The sequence below is a fragment of the Brevibacterium sp. NPDC049920 genome (genome assembly GCF_040656435.1).
Taxonomy (GTDB): Bacteria; Actinomycetota; Actinomycetes; order Actinomycetales; family Brevibacteriaceae; genus Brevibacterium; species Brevibacterium pityocampae.
This window is the reverse complement of record NZ_JBFAMF010000001.1, coordinates 108648-125541: the sequence shown is the minus strand read 5'-3', so window position 1 is coordinate 125541 and position 16894 is coordinate 108648. Positions and strand designations below refer to the sequence as shown.

Annotated in this window: 12 protein-coding genes and 3 tRNA genes; 11 read left to right on the top strand and 4 right to left on the bottom strand. The window is 69.8% G+C overall.

Annotated elements, in window-relative coordinates:
* Positions 1-251 precede the first annotated feature (251 nt).
* Positions 252-1175, bottom strand: a complete 924-nt coding sequence (rarD, locus tag AB0I45_RS00625; protein WP_254668840.1) for an EamA family transporter RarD — start codon at positions 1173-1175, stop codon at positions 252-254.
* Between the two features lie 123 nt (positions 1176-1298).
* Here rarD and AB0I45_RS00620 point away from each other — a divergent pair, with 123 nt between their 5' ends.
* Positions 1299-2705 carry an FAD-dependent oxidoreductase gene (locus AB0I45_RS00620; protein ID WP_137318009.1) on the top strand — a complete coding sequence of 469 codons (1407 nt, stop codon included), beginning with the start codon at positions 1299-1301 and terminating at the stop codon, positions 2703-2705.
* Positions 2706-2814: 109 nt separating this feature from the next.
* Here the strand turns inward: AB0I45_RS00620 and AB0I45_RS00615 are convergent, their stop codons facing one another.
* Positions 2815-3306, bottom strand: a complete 492-nt coding sequence (locus AB0I45_RS00615; protein WP_247618288.1) for a YajQ family cyclic di-GMP-binding protein — start codon at positions 3304-3306, stop codon at positions 2815-2817.
* A gap of 125 nt (positions 3307-3431) precedes the next feature.
* On the opposite strand from AB0I45_RS00615, the gene AB0I45_RS00610 reads away from it, so the two are divergent.
* From AB0I45_RS00610 to AB0I45_RS00570, 9 genes are all read left to right on the top strand, one after another.
* Positions 3432-3513: transfer RNA gene (locus tag AB0I45_RS00610), tRNA-Tyr, on the top strand.
* A 182-nt stretch (positions 3514-3695) separates the two neighbouring features.
* Positions 3696-5489 (top strand): glutaminase A, encoded by a 1794-nt coding sequence (gene glsA / locus AB0I45_RS00605; protein ID WP_345029965.1) that lies wholly within the window; start codon positions 3696-3698, stop codon positions 5487-5489.
* Positions 5486-6283, top strand: coding sequence for a glycerophosphodiester phosphodiesterase family protein (locus tag AB0I45_RS00600; RefSeq protein ID WP_137318006.1), 798 nt, complete (start codon positions 5486-5488; stop codon positions 6281-6283). Before glsA ends, AB0I45_RS00600 begins: the two co-directional genes overlap by 4 nt.
* 143 nt (positions 6284-6426) lie before the next feature.
* Positions 6427-8736, top strand: coding sequence for a hypothetical protein (locus tag AB0I45_RS00595; protein ID WP_247618290.1), 2310 nt, complete (start codon positions 6427-6429; stop codon positions 8734-8736).
* 7 nt (positions 8737-8743) lie between these two features.
* Positions 8744-10075 (top strand): hypothetical protein, encoded by a 1332-nt coding sequence (locus tag AB0I45_RS00590; protein ID WP_247618291.1) that lies wholly within the window; start codon positions 8744-8746, stop codon positions 10073-10075.
* 104 nt (positions 10076-10179) lie between these two features.
* A tRNA-Thr gene (locus AB0I45_RS00585) sits at positions 10180-10252 on the top strand.
* A 26-nt stretch (positions 10253-10278) separates the two neighbouring features.
* A tRNA-Met gene (locus AB0I45_RS00580) sits at positions 10279-10352 on the top strand.
* Positions 10353-10518: 166 nt separating this feature from the next.
* Entirely contained in the window at positions 10519-12021 is a 1503-nt protein-coding gene (locus tag AB0I45_RS00575) for a phosphotransferase (protein WP_360315975.1), read from the top strand.
* 1 nt (position 12022) lies between these two features.
* Positions 12023-13291: an acyl-CoA dehydrogenase family protein gene (locus AB0I45_RS00570; RefSeq protein WP_360315972.1), complete on the top strand. Its 1269-nt coding sequence runs from the start codon at positions 12023-12025 to the stop codon at positions 13289-13291.
* Between the two features lie 10 nt (positions 13292-13301).
* Here AB0I45_RS00570 and AB0I45_RS00565 read toward each other — a convergent pair whose 3' ends face one another.
* Both AB0I45_RS00565 and AB0I45_RS00560 read right to left on the bottom strand, forming a co-directional pair.
* Positions 13302-14918: an AMP-binding protein gene (locus AB0I45_RS00565; RefSeq protein WP_360315969.1), complete on the bottom strand. Its 1617-nt coding sequence runs from the start codon at positions 14916-14918 to the stop codon at positions 13302-13304.
* Positions 14915-15868, bottom strand: coding sequence for a cyclase family protein (locus tag AB0I45_RS00560; RefSeq protein ID WP_360315966.1), 954 nt, complete (start codon positions 15866-15868; stop codon positions 14915-14917). Before AB0I45_RS00560 ends, AB0I45_RS00565 begins: the two co-directional genes overlap by 4 nt.
* Positions 15869-16012: 144 nt before the next feature.
* Here AB0I45_RS00560 and AB0I45_RS00555 point away from each other — a divergent pair, with 144 nt between their 5' ends.
* On the top strand, positions 16013-16870 hold the full coding sequence (locus tag AB0I45_RS00555; protein ID WP_360315963.1) for a TetR family transcriptional regulator: 858 nt from the start codon (positions 16013-16015) through the stop codon (positions 16868-16870).
* Positions 16871-16894 lie beyond the last annotated feature (24 nt).

The following is a 16894-nucleotide window of genomic DNA, read 5'->3' as shown; positions in this document are numbered from 1 at the left end:
CTTCACTCGGCTCTGCTTTCCCAGGTCGATCCAGTGCGGTTACCCTCGGGTATCCGCACTGAGGTGACCGCGGAACGCCCGCGACCACACTGGAGTGTCCCCGGAACGCCCGAGGCCCCTGCCGTCGCGCCTGTCCGCCGACCCGGCGCCTGATCCCGGCCCGCGCTTCAGCCGGCTCTGCGCCTCAGCCGGCCTGCGCTTCAGCCGGCTCCGCGCCTCAGCCGGCTCCGCGCTTCGGCCGGCTCCGCGCTTCAGCGGCGGGGGCGGCGGCGGGAGGCGCGGACCATGTCCACGGTGAGGATCGCGACCGCGGACCAGATGATGAAGAAGCCGATCCAGCGGGCGGTCGACATCTCCTCCCCGAGCACGGTGACGCCGAGGATGAACTGCATCGTCGGGGTGATGTACTGCATCATCCCCACCCAGGACAGCGGCACCCGGCGGGTCGCCGCCCCGAACAGGATGAGCGGGATCGCGGTCACCGGCCCGAGCGAGAGCATGATGAGCGTGTGGCCCACCCCCTCGGTGCCGAAGTGCGAGTTCCCGCTGAGCACGAACCAGGCGATGGCGGCGAGCGCGAACGGGGTGAGCACGGTGGACTCGACGGTGAGCCCCTCGAGCGCGCCGACCCGCCCACCGACCTTGTTCTTGATGAGTCCGTAGAGGCCGAAGGAGAACGACACGAGCAGCGCCAGCCATGGCACCTGGCCGTAGCCCACCGCGATGACGACGACGGCGATCGTGCCCACGGCCATCGCGACCCACTGGAGCGGTCGGAGCTTCTCGCCGAGGAACACCACACCGAGGAACACGGTGACGAGCGGATTGAAGAAGTAGCCGAGCGAGATCTCGATGACGCGCTCGAGCTGCACGCCGAGCAGGAACCCGAACCAGTTGATCGCGACGACGAAGCTCGCCAGCGCCAGCGTCCAGAACACGCCGCGGTTCCGGAACGCCGTGAGGACCCGGCCGTAGCCGCGGGCGGCGGTGAGGAGGAGGACGCAGGTGACGAGCGACCACACGATCCGGTGGGCGAGGATCTCGACCGGGCCGGCCGGCTGGGCGGCGGCGAAGATCAGCGGCATCCCGCCCCAGAACAGGTACCCCGAGAGTCCGAGGATGAGGCCCGCTCTGCGCCGTGCGGACTCGTCGTCCGGGATCTCTGGGTCATTCACATCGGCAGTCTAGTGACTATCTGCACAGTGTGCTGTGACTTCGGTGATTTCGGACACTTCGGTTCGCCCCGATTCCGCGCCCTCACTAGACTGGGTGGCTGACCGAAACGAAAGGTTGTGAGAATGACACGTCCCCTCCGGGTGGCCATCATCGGCGCAGGTCCAGCAGGGATCTACGCGGCCGATCTCCTCACCAAGGCCGAACGGGACTTCGACGTCAGCATCGATCTCTTCGAACGGCTCCCGGCCCCCTTCGGACTCGTGCGCTACGGCGTGGCACCCGACCACCCGCGCATCAAAGGCATCATCAACGCACTCATCAAGGTCCTCGACCGCGGCGACATCCGGCTGTTCGCGAACGTCGAGTACGGCACGGACATCACGCGCGAGGAGCTCCAGCGCCACTACGACGCGGTGATCTTCTCGACCGGGTGCTTCATCGACGCCAAGCTCGACATCCCGGGCGTCGACCTCGACCGGTCCTACGGGGCGGCGGACTTCGTCAACTGGTACGACGCGCACCCCGACGTGCCGCAGACCTGGCCGCTCGACGCCGAGCGCGTCGCGGTGATCGGCAACGGCAATGTCGCCCTCGACGTCGCGCGCGTGCTCGCCAAGCAGGCCGACGACATGCTCAGCACCGAGATCCCGGACCACGTGTACGAAGGTCTCAAGCAGTCGCGGGTCACCGATGTCCACGTGTTCGGCCGGCGCGGTCCCGCGCAGGCGAAGTTCACGCCGCTCGAGCTCCGCGAGCTCGGTCACGTCAAGGACGTCGACATCATCGTGTACCCGGAGGACTTCGAGTTCGACGAGGCCTCGATGGCGACGATCCATTCGAACAATCAGGTCAAGCAGGTGACGAAGACGCTCACCGACTTCACCCTGCGCGAACCCACCGGCGCCCCGCGCCGTCTCCACCTGCACTTCCTCCACGCGCCCGTCGCGGTGCTCGGCGACACGGGCGTGACCGGCCTGCGCACCGAGCGCCAGGAGCTCGACGGCAGCGGCGGCGTGACCGGCACCGGCGAGTTCACCGACTGGCCGATGGACGCCGTCTACCGGGCGGTCGGCTACTTCGGCACCGCCCTGCCCCAGCTGCCGTTCGACGACCGGCGCGGCGTCATCCCCAACCACGAGGGACGGGTCGCGGACACCCTGCGCCAGGCCGACGCCGCCGAGGCCCCCGTGCTGCCCGGCGTCTACGCCACCGGCTGGATCAAGCGCGGGCCCGTCGGCCTCATCGGCCACACCAAGGGCGACGCGCTCGAGACGATCACCCACCTCATCGCCGACCGCGCCGCCGGCGGCCTGCCCGAGCCCGAGGCGCCCACCGAGGACGCGATCATCGAGCTGCTCCGCTCGAAGTCTGTCGACTTCGTCGACTGGGAGGGCTACCACCTCCTCGAGGCGGCGGAGAAGGCGCTCGGCGAGCCCCACGGGCGCGAGCGCATCAAGATCGCCACGCGCGAGGCGATGCTCGCCGAGGCGCGCCGGGCCGTCGTCGCCGCCGACGAGACCGTCGGCTGAGTCGGACTCAGCACCGCACGGCACCGCACCGGAACATGACAGGGCCGGGACGAGGAATCCTCGTCCCGGCCCCGACGGGTCCGAGCCCGCGCCTCGGCGGCGGTCCGGCTCAGCGGTAGTTGGTGAACTGGAGATCGACGTCGAGGTCCTTGCCCTTGAGGAGGGCGATGACGGCCTGGAGGTCGTCGCGCTTCTTCGAGCTCACGCGCAGCTCGTCGCCCTGGATCTGGGCCTTGACGCCCTTGGGCCCCTCGTCGCGGATCGTCTTGGAGATCTTCTTCGCGTTCTCCTGGTCGATGCCCTCCTTGAGGCTCCCCTCGATCCGGAACTCCTTGCCGGAGGGGAACGGCTCGCCGGTGTCGAGCGACTTGAGCGAGATGCCGCGCTTGACGAGCTTCGACTGGAAGACGTCGAGGACGGCCTTGACGCGGTCCTCGCTCACCGCCTTCATGAGGACCTTCTCGCCGGACCACTCGATCGAGGCCTCGGTGCCCTTGAAGTCGTAGCGGGAACCGATCTCCTTGGCCGCCTGGTTGAGCGCGTTGTCGGCCTCCTGCCGGTCCACCTTGGACACGATGTCGAACGATGAATCACTGGCCATTGCTGCTCCTCGCGATGGGGGATGTCGGTCGACTGCCAGTCTAGTGGGCGCGGTTTGGCGTTTTCCGGGAGGGCCTAGTATTCTTCCATAGGTGCTCGGCGAGGAATCGGCGGGCGCGCAGCATTGGCAGGTTGCCCGAGCGGCCAAAGGGATCTGACTGTAAATCAGACGGCTTCGCCTTCATAGGTTCGAATCCTATACCTGCCACAGCTCGGACGGCCCCGGCCCGGTGGAGACACCGGACCGGGGCCGTCGTCGTCCGCCGCCGAGGGGCGGCCCGGCCCCCTCACCCGCCCGCACGGCCACGCCCGCAGCGCCCCGCTCGCGTGCGGTCCGCGCCCGGCCGGACGCCGACTCGCGCCCGCGCGCGATTCCGATAGTGTGGCCGTATGCACGCACCCATCCAGAGATACCTCGACACCGTCCACGAGAGCCTCCTCGACATCCGCGGCGGGTCCACGAAATCGCCGAACGCCGTGCTCGCCTCCCAGGACCCCAACCTGTGCGGGCTGGCGATGACGACGTCCGACGGCTTCACCTACACGGCCGGCGATGCCGAGGTGCCCTTCGCGATCCAGTCGATCTCGAAGGTCTTCTGCTACGCGATCGCGCTGCAGGACCGGGGCTTCGCCTACATGGACTCGAAGATCGACGTCGAGCCCTCCGGCTCGTCCTTCGCGGACCTGTCCTCGGAGTCCGGCAGCGGCCGGCCGAAGAACGCGCTCATCAACATCGGCGCGATCGCCGCGACCGGCCAGATCCTCCCCGAGCGCGGCAGGACCGTGTTCGACAAGATCCTCACCGTGATGTCCGCGTGCGCCGGCCGCGAGCTCGAGATGGACGAGGACGTCCACTCGCAGGACAGCCAGGGCAGCGCCCACAACCGCGGCCTCACCTGGTTCCTCTCCTCCTGGGGCATCCTCGAGGGCGATCCGAACCCGGCGCACGACGACTACACCAAGCAGTGCGCGATCGCGGTGACCGCCCGGGACCTCTCCGTCATGGCCGCCACGCTGGCCAATCTCGGCGTCAACCCGGTGACCCAGGAGCGGGTGTTCGACACCCGTGTCGTGGAGCGGGTGCTCTCCGTCATGCTCACCTGCGGCATGTACGACGACTCCGGCGACTGGGTGGCGAGCGTCGGCCTGCCCGCCAAGAGCGGCGTGGGCGGCGGCATCATCTCCGTGCTCCCCGGCCAGCTGGGCCTCGCCTCCTTCTCCCCTCCGCTCGACGAGCACGGCTCGAGCGTGCGCGGGCTCGCCGCGCACCGGCAGATCTCGAGCGATCTCGAGCTCCACTTCGTCCGCACCTCGAAGGCCGGGCTGTCGACCATCCGCTCGAACGAGACGATCGACAAGACCCCGTCGACCACCCGTCGCCCCGAGGCCGCTGAGAAGGTGCTCGCCGAGCACGGCCACCAGGCGCACGTCGTCGAGGTCATGGGTGACCTGCTGTTCTCCGGTGCGGAGGTGCTCTCCCGCGAGGTCGCGAAGTTCGGCGACGACACCGAGTGCATCGTCCTCGACCTCAGCCGCGCCGACGACATCGCCGAGGTGTCCGTGCGCCAGCTGTCGCGCATGGCGCGCGCGCTCGACGAGGTCGGGGTCGCCCTCGGCCTCGTCGACCCCGACGACCGGCTCAGCGAGCTCATGGTCCCGGTGGAGATGGACGTCGAGATCTTCGGCTCCCGCAACGAGGCGCTGACCTGGGCGGAGAACCGGATCCTCGAGGAGTACGGCGACGCGGACTGCTTCCCCGACGAGGAGGCCGACCGCCCCACCCTCATCGGCTCGATCGACCCCGAGTTCCGGGAGAAGATCGCCGAGCACCTCGTCGACGAGGAGTACGCCGCCGGCGACGTCATCCGCCGGATCGGGCAGAAGTTCGACGGGATCCGCTTCATCACCTCGGGCACGGTCCACACCCTCTCCCCGGCCGACCGCGGCCGGGAGGTCGTGTCGATCCTCACCGCGGGCATGTCGTTCGGGGAGCTCTCCCTCAACGACCACTTCAAGCAGCCCTTCACCGTCAAGGCCGTGACCGACACGGAGATCAAGCTCCTGCCCAAGGACGCGATCGAGAAGATGATGGAGACCGACCCGATCACGGCCTCGCACCTGTGGCGGGCCATCGCGGTGGAGGGCTACGCGCGGCTCGGCCAGGTGCTCCGGGGCCACAGTTGAGATTCGCCGAGTACCTCCGCGCACAGCGGGTGGCCGCGGCACCGGGCCGGGACGACCGGCCCTGGGTCATCGCCCACCGCGGCTACTCGGGTGCCGCGCCGGAGAACACCCTGGCCGCGGTCGACGCGGCTCGGGCGATCGGCTGCGACTTCATCGAGGTCGACCTCGGGATCAGCGGGGACGGCACCCCGATGGTGCTCCACGACTCGACCCTCAACCGCACGACGACCGCCACCGGCACGATCGCGCAGATGAGCGACGAGCGGATCTCGCTCGCCGATGCCGGGTCCTGGCTGGGGCCCGGTTTCGCCGGCCAGCGGGTGCCGAAGCTGCGGACCCTGCTCGCCGACCTCGCCGAGCACGGCGGCAGGCTCCTCCTCGAATTCAAGGACGACTGGTCCCCGGGGGCGGTGTCCCAGGTCGCCGCGGACATCATTGAGACCGGGATGGCCGACCGGATCATCATCCAGAGCTTCTCCGTGCGCACCCTCGAGGCCGCCCGTGACCTCATCCCCATGGTCCCGCGCTGCCTGCTGCGCCTCATGCCGCGCGACGGCGACGTCGAGCTCGCGCACGCCCTCGAGGTCATCGGCTACAACCCCTCCGAGCGCGGCTTCTTCGCCCGCCGTCAGCTCGCCGAGGAGTTCATGGAGCTCGGCTTCGGGATGTTCGTGTGGACCGTCGACGCGCCTGCGGTGTGGGAGCGGCTGCTGGGCTCGGGGATCTCCGCGATCATCACCAACCACCCGGGACGACTCCAGGGCTACCTCGCCGCCAAGTACGACGCGGTGTGACAGCGGGGCGAGCGCGCGGAGCCGTCGGCGGTCGGGACCGGTGACGTCGGCGCACCGACCCGGTGACGCTCTCGCCGCAGCTGTGCCGGAACCGGAACACCCCGGCCCGGCCATGGACCGCCCCGCGTCATAGAGTGCTCAGTATGCTCATCCGACCGCTGTCCTCCGTGGAGCCCGCCCACCGCGGCGCGCGCCGTGCCCCGGTGCTCCGGAGGCTCCTCGTGACGGCTGCGTGCGCCGTCCTCGGGGCCGGATCCGTCATCTCCGCCGTGCCCGTGACGCCGACCGTCGCAGCCCCGGCCCCCACCGCCGAGGCGCCCGCCCCGAGCCGGACACCCGCCCCGGACGAGGGACCCGACGAACAGGCCGCCGGCGCCTCGGATGAGACCGAGCTCGCTGAGTCCGCCCGGCAGTGGTACATCGACGGCTACGTCGAGCGCATGGGGGAGGCCTGGGACGACGGCGAAGTTTTCACCGACAGCGCCACCGCTGCGTTCTGGGACGAGAGGCAGCGCGGGATCGTCGACGATGCGCTCGCCGAGCTCGAATCAGATGTCCCCCCGGTGTACATCGGGCTGATGAATCGCTTCCCGTCCCGCGATCGCACCGGAGAGCAACTCAGTGGGGACACGTCGGAACGGATGCTCGAGGAGATCCTCCTCGCCGACGCCGAAGCGCGTGCCATCGAGACCGCCTACTACGTCCTGTGGAACTCGGATGCTGAGCTCTACACGATGGGATTCTCCGAGGGGGTCCTCACCCGCTCTCTCACGAAGGAGAGGGTCCCCGAGCTCAATGCGGAGGTTCCGGGCCCGGCGATCCACTACGCGATCCGCACCGGGCTCGATCACGCAGAGGACCCCGCTGCGAACGACATCGAGAGGCTGACCTCCGCGGCCCAGGATGTGCGACCCGAGCACGCCGCCGTCGATCGGGTTCCGCTGTTCCCCGTCTTCCACACCATCGTGCTCATCGGGGTGGGCGGACTCCTCGGTGCCGGCTACCTCGTGCTCGGCGGGATGATCCGCTCCGGCGCCGAGGTCCTCGGCTCCCTGCTGTTCGGGCGCCGGGAGAAGCGGCGCGCCCGCGCGGCGGCGGACTCCGTCGAGCAGCTGCGCGACCTCAATCGGATGCGTGACCGCGCCATCGGAGCACGCCTGAGCTTGCGCCGGCGCGAGCCGCTGCCGGGCGATCTCGGCGCGGCCGTCGACCGGCTGCCCGCACCGGGAGACACGACGAACCCGCTCGTATGGACCGCATGGACGGTCCTCGACGACGAGGCGCGCGGGCGCCGTCGTGAGCGGTGTTTCTTCCTCCCGCACCTCGAGGCCCAGGAGCGGCGGACCTGGGACGGCTTCGGCGGCGACATCGAGGTGCCGGTCTCGACCGTCATCGCCCAGGAGCTCGCGGCCGGGGAGGCGCCCGACTTCCTCTCGGACAGGGGAATCGCGCAGGGCCGTCCCTACTGGCAGGACGAGGATTCGCCGTTCGCGCTCAGCGGCTTCGGCGCGTTCGGTCCGCTGAGCACGGCGCTCGCCTCGGCGTCCGAGGGCTGGGAGCCCTCGCCGGGATTGTTCGAGAGCCCGTCCGAGTTCGAGGCGGCGCTGAGCGCGGCCGACGAACAGGATCGTGCCCGGAAGGGTCATCGAACAGGCGGTCGCAAGACGGCTCCGAGGAGCGCACCGGTGCGTCCCTGGCTGCCTGCGTGGATCCACATCACAGCCGTCTCGCTCGTCATCCCGGTTCTCGTCACGGGGCTCGGGTGCCTGTACGAGCAGAATCGGCGTGCGGGCATCGCTTCCGTCGCCTCGCCGGCCCACCTGCCGCTCGTCGCCCTCGAGGGCGAGGTCGACACGACACGGGTCGATGCCGCGGCCCGGGCCGTCGAGGAGGACGGTGTGTACATCGATCCCACCCAGCGGCTCGGGTACGCTCCCGAGGACGAAGAGCGCTTCGCCCGCCTCGTCGCCGAAGCCGAGGACCCGGTCGCCGTCGTGGTGATCGACTTCGAGAGCACCGACGCGTACCGCGGCGGGTCCACAGGCTTCGAGCTCGCACTGCACGACCGGATCCCGGAGGACACCACCCTCGTGATCGCGAGCAGCGGCTTCGTGCAGCTCAGCCGCTACGAGGCGATCCCGCGCTACGACGGCGGGGAGGCCGAGCTCCGTGAACGCACCGCCGACCTGCCGGTGCGCGACGTGGTGAAGGAGTACATCACTGCGCTGCCCGGCATCGGGTGGTCGGAGACGCGGGACCCGGAGACCGAGCACCGGAACTTCTACGACTATCAGGCCGAGGAATACGAACCGGGGCCGTTCCCGGGTACCCCGGAGTACTTCGACCGGGTGCGGACCTCGGTGATCAGCTCCGGCGCCGTCGCGCTCGTCCTGCTCATCATCGGCGGTCTGGTGTTCGGCCGCGCATACCTCGACAACACGAGAAGGAAGTGAGGATCCGGTGGGACGCTTGCTTGCAGCCGCGGTGCTGACCGGAGCACTGCTCGGAGGCGGCCCTGTGCTCGCGGCGGCGGTGGAGGCCCCGGACCGTGCCGCAGTGGTCGCTTCCGCGGGGAGCGCGGAAGCGGCGGAGGGCACGGCCGAGGATTCCGGAGCCCCCGAGCCGACCGATGCGGAGAGGGTCGAAGAGCTCTTCGAGGGCACCGAGACGACACTCGAGGCCGCGGTGCGGATCGCCGCGGAACTCGACGAATCCCCGCTCTACGTCGATGAGGCCGCGGCGGATCGCTATCCGCAGGCCACCCTGGACGTGTTCGAGGAGAAGGTCGCCGCGACCGAGCACCCGACCTATCTCGTTCTGCTCGGGGTGACCGATTACGCCGATTCCCGCGACCTTCCCATGCTCATCGCGCAGGCGCACGGCGGCGAGGGCGCCTTCATCGTCGTGCCCGCCGACGGGATCCTCCGGCACACCGTCGAACTCGCGGACCTCGACGCGCATCTGGCCGTCGAGCAGCAGTTCGACCGATGGCATCACGATCCCGACTCTCGGGTGTCGAGCGTCGAATGGCTCAACGATGTGCTCGATCGGCTGGCTGACCCGCAGTACGAGGAGTACGAGCCGCCGCTGTCGGACCGGATCCGCCAGGCGATCACCTACCACCCGGTGCGCTCCGCCGTCATCGCCGGGGTGGTGCTCGTCGGGCTCGTGGGCGGGGTCTGGTTCCTCGCCCGGAGGCGTCCGGTGCGCACCCGCAAGTACCGGATCCCCGACAGCGTCATGGCCGCGGCCAGGGACTCCGACCGCAGCAGGATGCGTCGCGTGCTCGGCCAGGACGCGCTGCGGATCGCGGAGAAGCTCGAAGCGCTGCAGACGGAGGGGCTCAGCGCCGAGCAGTCGGCGACCGTGCAGCGCGGGCTCGACGCCTTCGGCCTGGCACGGCGCATCGCCGAGGACGAATCCGCGGCCGAGGACGACCTCGTGGGCTCGCTCGTCCTGTTCGACATCGCAGAGCGGTCTCTCGAATCGGTCGAGCGCCAGCGCTCGGCGCGGCTCACCGGCGGCCGGCCGCTGCGCGGGCCGTGCACGGTGAACCCGCGCCACGGCGAGGCGCACAAGGTGGGGAAGGTCACCGCCGGCGGCGGTCGCGGACTCACCGTGCCGATGTGCGCCAAGTGTGCGCTCGAGCAGCGCCGCGGCCACCCGCTCCAGTGGCTGCGCGTGGACGGCGCCCCCTACCCGGACCGCGACACGGTGTGGGCGCGCACCCTCTACGGTGCGACCGAGGCCGACCTCGTCGAGGAGGTCATCCGCTCCCGCGCCATGCGCTGAGCCGGTGCGAATACGGTGCATCCGGGCCTCCGGATCGCGGTGCGAGACCCCGGTTCAGCCGATTTTGCGTTCACGGAAGCGGGTGTGTAGAGTATCTTCTCGTTGCCCCAATAGCTCAGTCGGCAGAGCGTTTCCATGGTAAGGAAAAGGTCAAGGGTTCGATTCCCTTTTGGGGCTCTCGTACGAATCACGATTCGTGCCGGGGCGGGGTAGCTCAGCTGGTTAGAGCGCACGACTCATAATCGTGAGGTCGCGGGATCGAGTCCCGCTCCCGCTACAGAACAGAAGGCCCATCGGCATCATGCCGATGGGCCTTCGTCGTCCCCTCTTGACCTCGCGCCGTCGTCCGGGCAGACTAAAGTCACTATTCTGAACGTTCGCTCGGTGGATTGAATCCGACGCGGAGGTGCACCGCAGCGCATCGATCTCGAGGAGGAGACGCGATGGGAGCCGACGGCCCGACCGCAGCCCACCCGCCGCAGGCGGACAGCAGCCGGCCGCCCGACAGCGCGCACCTCGCCTGCGCCCTATCCCGGATCCTCGGCACCCCGGTCCACGAGGTCGCGGTGAGCACACTGGCCGGGGGAGCGAGCCGGGAGATCCTCCGGTTCGACGCGCGCACCACCGACGGCACCCGCACCTGCGTGCTCCGGGCGGACCACCGCGGGAACGAGGCGCCGGAGGCGAACGCCGCCGAGGCGGCCGTGCTCGCCGCCGCCGGCCACGCCGAGGTGCCCTGCGCGCGCCTGATCCACGACGACACCGCCGGAGAGCTCATCGGCACGCCGGCCCTCCTCCTCGAGCACGTCACCGGGGAGGCGATCGCCCGTCGGATCCTCCGCGACGAGCGGTTCGCCGCCGCCCGCACCGCGCTGCCCGACGACCTCGCCCGCGCCGCCGCCCGGATCCACGCGATCGCCCCGGCCGCAGTCGCCCGGGCTGAGCTGACCCGCCTGAGCGATCCCGTCGAACGGCTCGCCGCGGACTACCGGGAGATCGGCATCGTCCGCCCCGTCATCGAGGTCTCGCTGCGCCGGCTCGCGGAGACCCGGCCCCCGGCCGGGGGCGAATCCCTGGTCCACGGCGACTTCCGGCTCGGGAACCTCATGGTCGACGAGTCCGGACTCGCCGCGGTCCTCGACTGGGAGCTCGCCCACCTCGGCGATCCGGACGAGGACCTCGGCTACCTCTGCATGCGGGCCTGGCGGTTCGGCGGACTCGGAGAGGTCGCCGGCCTCGGCGACCTCGATGCCTTCCTCGACGCCTACGCCGAGGCATCCGGCCGCCGCCCCGACACCGCCGCGGTCCGCTGGTGGCAGGCCCGCGCCACCCTGTGGTGGGCGATCGGCACGCTGCGGCAGATGCAGCGCGCCCATGAGGAGCACCCCAACGAGCTCGAGCTGCTCGCGATCGGCCGGCGCTGTGCCGAGCAGGAGCACGACCTCCTCCGCCTCCTCTTCGCCGATCACCTCGCTCCCGCTCCCGAGGCGCACCCGGACGCGGACTCCCTCCCGACCGGATCCGGGGGCCCGTCCCCGGCAGTCACTGCGGACGCCGCTCACGGGGCGCACGCCGCACCGAGCGGCCCGGCGCTCACCGCCGATGACCTGTTCTCCGCGCCCACCGCCGACGAGCTCCTCGGCGCGCTGTCCCGCTGGCTCACCCGGGACGTCGTCGCAGGCGACGGCTCCGTCACCGCGTTCCGCGGCCGGGTGGCACGCAACGTCGTCGACCTCGTGCGCCGGCAGCGCAGCCTCGAGCCCGCGGCGCTGGCCGAGGTCTCCGCCGGCCTGGCACGTCTCGGCGTCGCCGGCGAGCACGGACTCGCCCAGCTGATCCGGGAGTGTGCGGACCCTGCCGATCTCGCCGCCCTGATCCCCGTCCTCGACACCGCCACCCGCTGGCGCCTGCGCACTTCCAACCCCGCTCACCTCCAGGAGACCTGACATGGACTACCGCCTGCCCGACCACCTGACGACGCTCATGGGAGAGCTCGACACCTTCATCGAGACCACGCTGCGCCCGCTCGAGCAGACCGACGACAACATCCGGTTCTTCGACCACCGCCGGGAATGGGCGCGCACCGACTGGGACCGGGGCGGCATCCCGCGCACCGACTGGGAGGACCTCCTCGGCACCGCGCGGCGACTGGCCGACGAGGCCGGCTTCTACCGCTATCACCTGCCGAAGGACGCCGGCGGCTCCGGCGGCACGAACTACGACATGGCGGTGCTCCGCGACTTCCTCGCCGCCAAGGGCCTCGGGCTCCACTGCGACCTGCAGAACGAGCACTGCATCATCGGCAACAACGTCGGGCTCCTCCTCATGCACGCCTACGGATCGCCGGAGCAGCAGGCGGAGTGGAACGCCGGCCTCGCCGACGGCAGCCGCCACCTGGCCTTCGGCATCACCGAGCCCGACCACGGGTCCGACGCCACCCACATGGAGACCACTGCGACCCGCACCGCCGACGGCTGGCGCATCAGCGGGGAGAAGATGTGGAACACTGGCGTCCACACCGCCGAGCGCGACATCATCTTCGCCCGCACGAGCGGTGAGCCCGGCGACGCCCGCGGCATCACCGCGTTCCTCGTGCCCACCGACGCGCCCGGCTTCGAGGTGCTCGAATACGTGTGGACCTTCAACATGCCCTCCGACCACGCCCACATCCGTCTCACCGATGTCGAGGTGGGCGACGCCGACATCCTCGGCGAGGAGGGCCGCGGGCTGCAGATCGTGCAGCACTTCTTCAACGAGAACCGGATCCGGCAGGCCGCCTCGAGCCTGGGCGCGGCGACGTACTGCATCGAGGAGTCGGTGCAGTATGCCCAGGAGCGGGCCCCGTTCGGCAAGCCGCTGGCCTCGAACCAGGCGATCCAGTTCCCAATCGCCGAGCTCCACGCCCGGGCGTCCTCGCTGCGGTCGTTCATCCGCGAGACCGCGTGGCTCATGGACACCGACGGCGCGTTCTCGGTCTCCGACCGGGTGTCGATGGCGAACTACCTCGCCAACCGGCTGTGCTGCGAGGCCGCCGACCGGTCGATCCAGGTGCACGGCGGCATGGGGTACTCGCGGAAGAAGCCCTTCGAGCACATCTACCGCCACCACCGCCGCTACCGCATCACCGAAGGCTCCGACGAGATCCAGCTCCGCCGGGTCGCCGGCTACCTGTTCGGGTTCATGAAGACGAAGGCGCCCAAGGGCGTCGACGCCTGAACGGTGCTCGTCACTCGCGCAGCTGTCGCCGCAGGATCTTGCCGGTGGCCGTCTTGGGCATCTCCTCCCTGATCTCCACCTGGCGCGGGTACTTGTACGCCGCCATGTTCGACCTGCAGTGCTCGATGAGCTCGTCCGCATCCGTGGAGTGGCCGGCCTTCAGGGTGACGAAGGCCTTGACGGTCTCTCCGCGGTACGGGTCGGGGACGCCGACCACGGCGGCCTCGCTGACGGCCGGATGGCCGTAGAGGACGTCCTCGACCTCCCGGGGCCACACCTTGTACCCCGAGGCGTTGACCATGTCCTTCTTCCGGTCGACGAGGTAGAACCAGCCGCCCTCGTCGACGAAGCCGACGTCCCCGGTGCGCAGGAACTCCCCGTCGAAGGCCTGTGCGGTCGCGTCCGGATTCTCCCAGTACCCGGACGTGATCTGCGGTCCGGCGCTGAGGATCTCCCCGTACGCGCCCGGCTCGCAGTCGTCCCCGTTCTCATCGACGATCCGGGACCGGGTGCAGTAGATCGGCTGACCGACGGACAGGGCTCCCGAGGTGGGATCGACGGGAGCCTTCTCCCCTCGCGGGACGCTGTGCGTCGGCGAGGACGTCTCGCTCATCCCGTAGATGTTGTGGACGTACGCCCCGAAGATCCCCTCGAGACGGTCCGCGAGCGCCGGGGCGATCGGGGCGCCTCCGGAGAAGATCGTGGTGAGGGAGTCGAAGTCGCCGTCCTCCTGCGCCGGGCTGTCGGCCAGCGCCATGAGCGCGGTGATCGCGCCGACGGCGAAGACCGGTCGCCGCCTGCGGATCGACTCGAGCATGACCGCAGGATGGAACCGGTGGCTGAGGACGAGCGGGCTCCGGGCCCGGATGGCGAGCATGACGTGCCCGACCATCCCGGTGATGTGGAACAGCGGAGCGATCCCGAGCACCGGCTGCCCCGGTTCGAGCCCGGTGATCTCGAGGTAGCTCTCGGCGTTGAACACGAGGTTCCCGTGGGTGTTCTGCGCGCCCTTCGGCTTCCCGGTCGTGCCCGAGGTGTACGTCAGGACCGCGATGTCCTCGGCGGAGATGTCGGGAGGCACGGACTCCTCGCGCCGCTCCTGCGAGAAGATCGACTCCGCCGACAGGACGTCCGCACCGAGCTCCTCGCCGACCCGGGCCTCGGAGATCTCGACCTCCTCGCCCTGCTGCGTCCACTGCGTGTGCCCACCGACGACGGTGAGGACGACGGCGGTGTCGCCGACGACGTCCTGCGCCACAGCGCGGTACAGGCTCGGGATCGTGACCAGGACGCGCGCCCCCGAATCCTCGAGCTGATAGCGCAGCTCGCGGGTCGTGTTCATCGGGTTGATCGGCACCGCGATCCCGCCGACCTCGAGCGCGGCGATGAGGCCGACGACGAAGATCGGATCGTTCTGCGTGTACAGCGCGACCCGGTCGCCGGGTCCGATTCCCGCACGGCTCAGCTCAGCGGCGAACGTGCGTGCCCGGTCATCGACCTCCGCGAACGTCCATGTCGCGTCGAAGCTGTGGAGGAAGGGGCGGTCGCCGGCCTCGTCCACCGCGGCCCGCCACATCTCGACGACGGTGGAGTACGGCGAGGCGATCGGAGTGGAGAACGGCTTCATCGGATCACCACGGGGTTGACCGGTGAACCCGTCGCCCGGTGGATCTTGATCGGGGCGGCGGTGTAGAGGAAATCCCACCGGTTGTCGGCGGCGCACGCGGCCGCGAGCTTCTCGAGGTCGCAGATCTCGGTGAACACCACTCCGAGATTGCGCATGAGGGCGTTGTGGAGGATGAGGGATGCTCCGGTGTTCGGATCCGTCGTCACCTCGTTGGCGATCGTGTCGGTCACGAGGTTCGGGATCTCGGTGTCGTGGAACCACTCGACGAGTTCCGGGGAGTACGCGAGCCCGGGTTCGCAGAAGTCCTCGTAGAACGCGTCCCCCTCGTCGAAGAAGCGCTGGAGGTGGTTCGTCCGGATGACCAGGATGTCGTGCTTCTCGATCGTCACACCCTGGGATTCTGCGCATTCCAACAGGTCGTCGCGGCCGAAGGTGCGCCGGGATTCGATCGAGTCGACCCCGAAATGCCGTGCCATGTCGAGGAGGACGCCGCGACCGACCACGCCACGATCACCGATCGGTTCGACGCTCGCCTTCTCCATTCCTCCGATGGTGGTGCGTGCGTCGTACCCGTTCCACAGCTGCCCGTCGTACCACACGTGTCCGAGCGCGTCGTACTGTGTGGAGCCCTGGAGGAACGCGAGGAGCTTGTCATCCGCGTAGTGCAGACCGCCCGGGAACTGCGGGGCGTCCTCCCCGTCCCAGGTCGACTCGTCGAGGATCATCTCCCGCTGGGCCGGCTCGCGGCCGGGGAAGACCGGGTCCCCCTTAGGGTCGCCGATCAGCCGCTGCAGAGTGTGGACCTCGCCCGAGACGACGCTGCGAACGCCGCGGAGGACTTCGTCCTTGGTGAGGTAGTTGAGGGAGCCGATCTCATCGTCAGGGCCCCACTTGCCCCAGTTCTTCGGGGCGTCGGCGAGAATCTCAGTCAGGTCAGAAACGTTGGTCATGGCGTCATTGCCTTTCGCGTTTCGACTGCATCTTCACAGATCCGAACGAGCGCTAACTCGAACGGGCCCCCAGACTATGCGGGGTGCGAGTTTTTTTGAAGCTGCGGGGAGTGAGAGCGGCACACGAGTGTTAGGGTTTTTAGCATGACTAAAGACACTGCGGCTCCGGCGGACAGCGGCGAGCTCGGGCGGCGCGTCCGGGGGGCGCGCAACGCCGCCGGCCTGACCCTCGAGCAGGTGAGCACGCGGATCGGGGTGAGCCCGGCGACGCTGTCCCTCATCGAGCGCGACAAGGTGTCCATCACCGTCGACCGGCTCACCGACATCGCCGCGGCCCTCGACATCGAGCTCGACGCCCTGGTCTCCGGCTCCGCCGTGTCCGCCGGCGGCGGATCCCGCACGAGCAGCAGGCACGACGACACCCTGCCCAAGGTGCTCGAGGCCGCCATCACGTGCTTCAACCGCTGGGGCTACCACGGCACCTCGATGCGGCAGATCGCGCAGGAGGCCGGGGTGAGCGTCGCCGGCGTCTACCACTACTACGAGAGCAAGCAGCAGATGCTCGTCGCGATCCTCGACACGACGATGTCGAACCTCATCGAGGGTGTGGACGGGGTGCGTGCGAAGGTCGCGGACCGCCCGCCGGAGGAGCGCTTCGCCGCCGTCGTCGAGGCGCTCGCCTACTACCATGCGACCGCGCGGAGCAAGGCGTTCATCGGTGCGAGCGAGATGCGCAGCGTCGAGGAGCCGCACCGGACCCGGATCGCCGAGCTGCGCCGGTCCGTCCAGCACGTCATCGACGAGGAGGCCGCGGCCGGGGTGGAATCGGGCGTGTTCTCCGTCCCCGACCTCAAGATCGCCTGCCGTGTTGTGGCGAACATGTGCACCTCCCTCGCCCAGTGGTACGACCCGAGCGGCCCGGTGAGCCCGGAGACCGCCGCCGCCGACCTCGCCGACTACGCCGTCGCGATCATGCAGGTGGGCGCCCGCCGCTCCTCCTGACCCGTTCGACCCGGCGGCGGGGCC

Coding starts and splice junctions, on each gene's coding strand:
- AB0I45_RS00565 (WP_360315969.1), bottom strand. CDS start 14,918: ATGAAGCCGTTCTCCACTCCGATCGCCTCGCCGTACTCCACCGTCGTC.
- AB0I45_RS00615 (WP_247618288.1), bottom strand. CDS start 3,306: ATGGCCAGTGATTCATCGTTCGACATCGTGTCCAAGGTGGACCGGCAG.
- AB0I45_RS00620 (WP_137318009.1), top strand. CDS start 1,299: ATGACACGTCCCCTCCGGGTGGCCATCATCGGCGCAGGTCCAGCAGGG.
- AB0I45_RS00595 (WP_247618290.1), top strand. CDS start 6,427: ATGCTCATCCGACCGCTGTCCTCCGTGGAGCCCGCCCACCGCGGCGCG.
- AB0I45_RS00575 (WP_360315975.1), top strand. CDS start 10,519: ATGGGAGCCGACGGCCCGACCGCAGCCCACCCGCCGCAGGCGGACAGC.
- glsA (WP_345029965.1), top strand. CDS start 3,696: ATGCACGCACCCATCCAGAGATACCTCGACACCGTCCACGAGAGCCTC.
- AB0I45_RS00555 (WP_360315963.1), top strand. CDS start 16,013: ATGACTAAAGACACTGCGGCTCCGGCGGACAGCGGCGAGCTCGGGCGG.
- AB0I45_RS00560 (WP_360315966.1), bottom strand. CDS start 15,868: ATGACCAACGTTTCTGACCTGACTGAGATTCTCGCCGACGCCCCGAAG.
- AB0I45_RS00570 (WP_360315972.1), top strand. CDS start 12,023: ATGGACTACCGCCTGCCCGACCACCTGACGACGCTCATGGGAGAGCTC.